Origin of the sequence: Leptospira noguchii serovar Panama str. CZ214 (assembly GCF_000306255.2) — a bacterium.
GTDB classification, from domain to species: Bacteria; Spirochaetota; Leptospiria; order Leptospirales; family Leptospiraceae; genus Leptospira; species Leptospira noguchii.
Genome location: NZ_AKWY02000024.1, coordinates 1 through 7,500, shown reverse-complemented (window position 1 = coordinate 7,500; position 7,500 = coordinate 1). Strand labels below are relative to the sequence as shown.

General features: G+C 37.3%; 9 protein-coding genes (1 of these 9 only partly in view). 3 read left to right on the top strand and 6 right to left on the bottom strand.

Annotation, left to right across the window (positions count from 1 at the left end):
* A protein-coding gene (locus LEP1GSC059_RS13690) for a nucleotidyl transferase AbiEii/AbiGii toxin family protein (protein ID WP_017214288.1) crosses the window boundary here: on the bottom strand, window positions 1-393 show its 5' end (the start). Its footprint begins 552 nt before the window's first position; only the first 393 of its 945 coding nucleotides appear in the window; it begins with the start codon at window positions 391-393; its stop codon lies off the left edge, out of view.
* Window positions 390-968: a hypothetical protein gene (locus LEP1GSC059_RS13685; RefSeq protein WP_017214287.1), complete on the bottom strand. Its 579-nt coding sequence runs from the start codon at window positions 966-968 to the stop codon at window positions 390-392. The genes LEP1GSC059_RS13690 and LEP1GSC059_RS13685 overlap by 4 nt, the downstream gene beginning before the upstream one ends.
* Before the next feature lie 219 nt (window positions 969-1,187).
* Between LEP1GSC059_RS13685 and tnpA the strand changes: the two genes are divergently transcribed.
* From tnpA to tnpC, 3 genes are read left to right on the top strand one after another with little or no spacing between them, the layout of a single operon-like run.
* Window positions 1,188-1,475 (top strand): IS66 family insertion sequence element accessory protein TnpA, encoded by a 288-nt coding sequence (gene tnpA, locus LEP1GSC059_RS24310; protein WP_017214286.1) that lies wholly within the window; start codon window positions 1,188-1,190, stop codon window positions 1,473-1,475.
* Window positions 1,476-1,492: 17 nt separating this feature from the next.
* A complete protein-coding gene (gene tnpB / locus LEP1GSC059_RS13675) occupies window positions 1,493-1,813 on the top strand; it encodes an IS66 family insertion sequence element accessory protein TnpB (RefSeq protein ID WP_036057668.1) in 321 nt (106 codons plus the stop codon).
* A 43-nt stretch (window positions 1,814-1,856) separates the two neighbouring features.
* Window positions 1,857-3,485 carry an IS66 family transposase gene (gene tnpC, locus LEP1GSC059_RS13670; RefSeq protein ID WP_017214284.1) on the top strand — a complete coding sequence of 543 codons (1,629 nt, stop codon included), beginning with the start codon at window positions 1,857-1,859 and terminating at the stop codon, window positions 3,483-3,485.
* 172 nt (window positions 3,486-3,657) lie between these two features.
* Here tnpC and LEP1GSC059_RS13665 read toward each other — a convergent pair whose 3' ends face one another.
* The 4 genes from LEP1GSC059_RS13665 to LEP1GSC059_RS22165 all read right to left on the bottom strand — a co-directional run.
* Window positions 3,658-4,311 carry a hypothetical protein gene (locus tag LEP1GSC059_RS13665; RefSeq protein ID WP_017214283.1) on the bottom strand — a complete coding sequence of 218 codons (654 nt, stop codon included), beginning with the start codon at window positions 4,309-4,311 and terminating at the stop codon, window positions 3,658-3,660.
* Between the two features lie 155 nt (window positions 4,312-4,466).
* Entirely contained in the window at window positions 4,467-5,504 is a 1,038-nt protein-coding gene (locus LEP1GSC059_RS13660) for a hypothetical protein (protein ID WP_017214282.1), read from the bottom strand.
* Window positions 5,505-5,814: 310 nt separating this feature from the next.
* On the bottom strand, window positions 5,815-6,441 hold the full coding sequence (locus LEP1GSC059_RS13655) for a hypothetical protein (protein ID WP_235592157.1): 627 nt from the start codon (window positions 6,439-6,441) through the stop codon (window positions 5,815-5,817).
* Window positions 6,431-7,500, bottom strand: a 1,070-nt coding sequence (locus tag LEP1GSC059_RS22165) for an RHS repeat-associated core domain-containing protein (protein ID WP_272943893.1), incomplete at its 5' end; no start/stop codon positions are given. The genes LEP1GSC059_RS22165 and LEP1GSC059_RS13655, both read right to left, overlap by 11 nt.

Below are 7,500 nucleotides of genomic sequence, written 5' to 3'. Positions count from 1 at the left end.
GGCGTTTCTAACTTTATCATCATCAAAGTCAATGTCTCTTTTGATACCTACGGCCCCTGGAACATTCATGCGCGTCGGTAGAGCATCAAAGAAAGCCCTTCGTTTTTCCAGATTCGGTTTAGACGTATCCGTTCGAGCTGTTTTTGATTTTAATGCATCGTCTTCTATTAACAAATCTATATCTTCGGAAAATCGATTGATCATTCCATATGCCTTGGAGAGGGAAGTCCCTCCTTTCATATAAAAGTTGAGACCGGAATTTAACAAAGACCAAAGGACGTGCATAATCCAATAGTCTTTTTCAATCAGACTAGGAGACAGCTTTTCGGAGGAAGCCACCACTCGAACTAAATCTTTCCATTCCTTATCGAAATGTATAAACGATTTACTCATTTGTGGGAGGACAATAGCTCTTCAAATTCTTTTTTCACAGCAATTTTTCCAAATTGTTCTGAAAACTTTTTTAGTTGAGTCCGATTTAATTTTTTAACAAGTTTCTGCATCTTCTCTTTTAGATCGACGGGGATTTCAGGCAAGGTCTTACGTTCATTCAGTAGCTCGACTAACAGGAATTCAGGCGAAAGAGTTTGCGGATACCCCGGACGTCTTTTAAAGTTAAACCGAACACCACCGAGTTCAACAAGCCCATGTCTTTTTTGGTTATAAACCGTTAGCACTGTATAAAGTTGTGTTAAGCCTAGATTCATAGAATTCAACGCATTATGATCTACGATCAGGAAATCTTTTGTTTTTAGATACTTTTCGACAAGTGCAGAAATACTTGCTGGGACATCTCCGAATTTGCCTTTTTTAGGACGGAAATATAAGCCCGTAGCCTCTTTCTTTAAAAACCCTTGTTTTACAAGTTGATTTAATTCTCGATCAATACTAGGGGAATATGGTAACAAATCGCTACGTCGATAGACTTTCCCAGGCTTTAAATGAAATTTGAGGGTATCCAAGCTCATGATATTATTTAGACGTTGTTTTCGGTAGATGTCAAATATTTTTATAAAAATTCATGCACTTTTGGAAACAAACCGTTTGAATTGTTATGCTCGGGATCTGATGTCTTCGTTCCTACAAACTTATCCAAAGAACTGGACTGCCGTTGCTCGCAGAAACTATGTAACAGCTTACTCAAGCACACCTTCCGCTAATCGTATAACTGTTGTAAACTGTGCTTGATGAAGAAAAGAAATATAGATTGGCAGAAAGAGTTTGATGATTTTTCAAAGAGTAGGCTTTCGCAACGTCAGTATTGTAATGAAAGAGGCCTGAAATATACAACGTTTCGGTATCATTGGGAGAGGCGTTCTAAGGATTCAGAGAAGAACGATTTAGTAGAAATCCCCGCTTCTTCAACAAGTTCTCATTCATTGTTAGAGACCGAATTTTTGACCTTAAAGATAGATACGTCGGGGAAGGCTTCGCTCCAAGTAAACGTTCAGTTTAGTTTAGGACGATGGAGTTAAATCCCGGAAACAGAAAAGTGTATCTTCGACCTGGGGCGACGGATTTAAGGAAATCGATCAATACGCTCTCTGTAATCGTAGAAGGAAAGATGAAAAAAGATCCGTATTCGGAGAGCGTCTTTCTCTTCTGCAATCGCAAGAAAGATAAACTGAAAATGCTGTACTGGGACAAGTCAGGATTCTGTCTTTGGCAGAAAAGACTGGAAGAGAGTAAATTTCCTTGGCCGAATACGGAAGAGGAAGTGCATAAAATACCCGTTGAAAGGTTTCATTGGCTATTGAATGGGATCGATTTTTTCAAAGAGCACAAGAAACTAAAATACAAGAATGTCAGTTGAAAAGAGTTGACTAACGTTTCGTATCGATTATGACTTCATCATTGTGTCCTTGGATCCAAATTCACTACCGGATGACGTAGAAGAATTAAAGAAGATTATCATATTAGAGAAGAATAAAATAATAGAATACGAGGAAGAGTTAAGCTTTCAAAAACAGAAGGAAGTTGAATATCAGGAAGAATTACGGCTTCAGCGATTAAAAGAATCCGAACATTTGGATCAGATCGAGAGACTAAAGATCCAGCTATTCGGAAGAAAGACTGAAAAATGGAGCCAGATCGAAAAAGACCAAGGGATTCTTTTTAACGAAATAGAAAGTTCGTTGCAAGAAGATTCTCCGGAACCCGAAGAAGAGAGTCTTTTTACTCCTGTTAAGAGCCATACGAGAAAGAAGACGGGAAGAAAACCGTTTCCTGATTATTTTCCTCGAATTGCAATATTACACGATATTCCTGAAATCGATAAAACCTGCTCTTGTGGTCATGAGCTTACTCGCATCGGAGAAGAAAAGTCCGAGAAGTTAGACATCATTCCCGCAAAAGTTCAAGTCGAGGTTCATATCCGTCCCAAGTATGCCTGCAAACATTGCGAAGGAACTTCGGATGAAACTCTTCCCGTTGTCAAGATTGCTCCGGTTCCCAACCAAATCGCCGAGAAGAGTATGCTTTCTTCCGGATTCTTAGCTTATACAATCACTCAGAAGTTCGCGGATGCTCTTCCGTTTTACAGACAAGTCGGTATTCTGCAAAGGTCTGGAGTAGAGATTTCAAGAAGTACTCTTTCCAATACGGCGATTCAAGTTTTTGAAAAACTCTCTCCGATGATGGAAGATGTGAGAAGTGAACTTTTCAAATCGAAGTATTTACAGATCGATGAGACGACTCTCCAAGTGTTAAACGAAGAAGGAAAGTCAAACTCCTCCAAATCGTATATGTGGGTGATTCGAGGACTGATTCGGGGGAAGCCAGTTATTCTCTATCATTACGAACCGAGTCGAAGCACTAAATTCTTAGAGGAATGGATTTCCAATTTTGAAGGAATCATCCAAACGGACGGTTTCCAATCTTACGATTCTTTGTTGGAAACAAAATCGAAAATTCTTCATGCCGGATGCTGGAATCATGCTCGTCGGAAATTTTTCGAGATCCTAAAAATCGATGTTAAGAATGCCCAAGCCCAATGGATCGTGAAGAAAATCGGTAAGCTTTATGCAATCGAATCAAAGGCTAAGGAAGAAGGTTTAAACTCTGAAGCACATTTGAATCTCAGGCAATCTGAGTCTCAGCTGATCGTTGATGAAATTCATTCCTGGATGAATCAACGGATCGTCGAAGTGGCTCCTAAATCCTCGATGGGTAAAGCTCTCGGTTATCTTTTCGGTCAATGGGGAAAACTTTTGATCTTTTTGGATCATCCCGAATTGCAACTCGATACAAACTTAGTTGAGAACGATATTCGTCCTTTTGTAATCGGCAGAAAGAATTGGCTCTTCTCAGGTTGTCCACAAGGGGCAACCGCAAGTGCAGGTTTCTATTCTTTAGTTCAAAATGCAAAAGTATCAGGGATCGATCCGTATGCTTATTTACGAGATCTTTTTAAGTCTTGGGAAAGCGAACCCAGAAGTCTTTCTTGTCAAGATCTTCCACAAATTAGAGAGCCTGTACTTCGTTAGTCGCTTACATATTTATAGCCTCAAAATGTTTTTTTAGTTATTATTTTGATACATTGCGACTAACGAAATAGGCTTTTCGACGTTCGCGTTCCCAAAGAGATTGGCGCGAGGTTTGAGCGGCCTTAGCCGAGTCTCACAAACTGAGAAACCGCAGTTAGACGAAGTGGCATCTTTATTTCCATAAAGCTTTCGCTTCTTTCCAAGATTCTTTGAGGAAGGATCTAGCAGAAAGCAAAAATTCTCGATCAAGTTCTAAGAATTCAGCTATTATTATCTGATTTTTTCCTTTTTCCAATAAATTTAAAATCTTCAGTGTATTCTCTTCCAAACGTTTATGTGTTTCATTTCTTACTGGATCTAAGGAGAGAAAAATATGATATGAAAGAACTTGCAATTGGCGAACATCTTTCCGAAGTTCTGCTTGTTCGCTTATCGATAAGCGATTTTGTCCATGTAGTGCAATTGAGCGTTCTAAGTGGGAATAATGAGCACTAAATTCACTGATTATTTTGCGGAGATCCTGAGTGTATGTAATTCTCGCATTTGTAACTGCATTCTTTTTTATTTGCAAAAGAGCTAAAAATCCTGCCAGAAAAGCAATAAATATAGGTAATAGAGATAGCCAGAAACTATTTTCATTTTTTTCCTTTGCTAATTTTTCAATATTGTACTGAATTTTAATAAGCCTCTCTTTAACTTCAGCAGATTCTGATTTTTTTTCTTGCTGAAGTGAATACTGTTTCTTCTCTATACTCTGTTGAGGTACTATCGACGTTGCAAGAAGCAGCAAACACGCAAATACGAATTTAATTTTGTTATTTTGCACTAATTATCTTACAACCTGTCTTGATTTCTAAAAGTTAATTTTGTTTAAATCTTTTAAATAAAGTTTAAGAAATAATTTACTTATTAATGTTTTTTACTATACCATTTTCGCCTAACGAAGCGGCAAGCCGCAGTTAGACGCTGGCTACGAACGTCTTAATTATAATATTTTTCTATTTTGGATCCTTCGCTTTTTGTTTTATCTTCTATAGTGAAAAAGAGGGTAGCGAGCTCAGCTGAACTCCGATCTATATCGGGAGCCATCAAACTCCCTTCTTCACCATTATAAATAATGATAAAACATAACATATCTATAAATGACAAAAGTTTGTAAAAATTGATTTGTGAGCTATAATTTTTAAAGAATCCATGCAGGATTCCATGTCTATTCAGCTCATTTTCCCCTTCAAATTTTTTGCTGTTTGCATAGTAGTATCTTTCAATATAAAACGACAGTGCCTCCAACATCTGAATAACTTCATCTACTTCCACCCAAAAAGAATCATCATAATGACTCCGAGGAACCCAAGAATAATCTGAAAATATAATATTCGATTTATAATGTAATTTAGTTTTTTTAATTACATCTAAAAACATTTCCGAACTAACATCGCTTTTCAAAACATTTAAATCCCGAGCAATGTCACGAGTAACCCCTTCAATCACTGGGATAAGTATTGTTATGGATGCAGATGTAAGTCCTGAATAGTAAGCGAGTATTGCATCCAAAATTAGTCTAGAATAATTTTTGACTATTTTTAATGTTTTATACTTTTTCAGGAAAATACCTGCAATGTAAAAGTGGTTATATATATCCTCCCAACTTTTTAAACTAGAGTCAAATTTCCTAATCTCACCTAAAGATACGAATGGTGGAATAAACCATTCCATCGCTGTAATTTTATTTTTTAGAGCTTTTAAGGCATTATTATGCCCAGCCAGTAAATTGTTTACGCTCTTAGCTGGGAAAAAAAGAAGATCATTCTGTAATTTAATTTCATATCCTGAAATTTCTATGAATCTACGAACTTTGACTGGAACAATTGTAAGGGGAAGCAAGTCTTTCCTTTCAAACAATTCCATCAATGTCTCAACTTGTTTTTCTTCTTTCCTATGGTTAAGCCTACTGTATGTACGAAAAATAGATTCATATAATAAATCTTTTTCTCTACTCTTATCATTGATTAAAGTCATTGTTTTCGTAGCTTGCGTCTAACTATAAATTATAGGCTCTCGTATAAAAACATAAAGATATACGAATATCATAAAACCCTGGAAATCCATCAATTAAAATCGTAAAGATCCAATTATAGCACTCAACTTTCAGTATGTGTATCCATGCCTCAATATAAACATTCGCTCATTTATTTAAAACCAAATTATCGCTTACAAGAAAGTTGTCTAACGCTTGTCTCGCACTCTTCTTTAAGCCAGGAATTCGCATGCTCTCCGATTCGTTCTTTCGTCCCGTTATATTCCTCTGCTTTTTTAGTTTTTGCGAGGCTCACTCAGACTTGGTATAAATGTAATCTATACAGACTTCTTCACCTGAATCTCCAAAACGAATTAGACCTTCAAAATTTTGAAGCACATGAATTATTAATGGAAAAATGAGTAGCTTTTTTTCCGAATTTGCAAATTCATTCGTTAGTTCAATCAGGTTATTTTTCGTTAACTCAGTATTAGAAGAAATTATAAAATTACTTAATGGGCCTTTTTCTAATAGTGATATACTTTTAAGTGCTCCAATATTGTTAATTTTTGCTACACCTGTTCGAATTAAGGTATCCTTCGTTTTAAATTCAATTTCTTCTCCAAATATTAATTCTTGTTTTGACGTAGTTTTTAAAGGGCCCCAGACACCTTTACTTTTCTCAACTCTTGTTAACTCTGTTTGAGTGAGAACAAATCGAACTAAGTATAAGGCTTTGGTATTGTTGAATAAGAGTTTAATCAGTCTGGCGCATTCAGTTTTAAATCTATTTCTATCTACATTAGGAACAGAAGATTTGGAACAAACTCTAATGTTTGGAATATATCCGACCCTTTCGTAAGCATAGTCCTTGCTAAACCAGGAATAGATTTCAAAGCCATTTAAATCTTTTTCTGTTTTATAAGTGCTAGTAGTCATAGTGGTTACCAAAAATATCATTGATATGAGAATCTCGATTTTGAGAAGGATTATCTGGATAAGTATGTCCACCAGAGTGATCTCTGATTACTTTTCCATCTCCAAAGTCATAATCCCGTCCCGGGATTGGATTCCCTCTTTTATCCTTTGCAGGTGAGGTTTTATTAGGTTGCTGACTAACAGGTATATCACTATTTCTTTTTGCTTCTCGGTATGCGCCTCTTCTTCCAGAACCTTCAGGCGTGTAATTTTTAGGTTTTTCACCTTTAACTTTAGATTCTATTGTTTTAGGTGCTGATTTTTTACTTACCTTTCCTGATCCCGAACCACCACTTCCAATTACTGCTCCAACTACTTCAGCTGCAAGTTGGCACCCAAGTTTTGCTTTTGCTCCTGGACACTTTGTAGCTAATTTTTTTAATCCTTTAGCAGCAATATCGCCTGCCTTTTCAGATGCGGCTTCAACTGCCTTATCCTTTAGCTTATCTTGTGGGCTTTGACCTTCTGGATTCTTAGCATGATGATCTTTTCCAGGAGCTTCTAGTTCTTCAAAGTCTGTCGCAAAAGCTAAGGCTGCAATGCCAACAGCAATTATAACTGGTGCGAAATGCCCTGTTGGATCTTTCGCCCCGATCGGATTTCCTTTCACATACGAGAACCGGTTCCAACCTTGCGTATCAAATTCGCCGTCAATAATCGTATCTGCACTGGTAAACCTAGCAATCCCGGGATCGTAGTAACGAGCATTGTAAAAGTAAAATCCGGACTCGCGATCCAACTCCTGAGAATTGTATTTGGGAGCAAAGTTCAAATCCCCACGTTGAACAAACGTCTCACCATACGGCTGATATTGAATCTGAGAAAGGGTATTCCCCTCGTCATCTAATACGTGCGAGACAGAGTCCACTTGATCGGTCAGGTAATACGCAAGAGCACCAGCCTCGTTCATGGCAGCAATACGAACACCGTTTAAGTAGATATTGTTCACCGAAGTAAGGACATTCTCGGACTCAATAAACTCAAGACCATAGAACTTGCTCGGGTAGAGAATCTCTACAT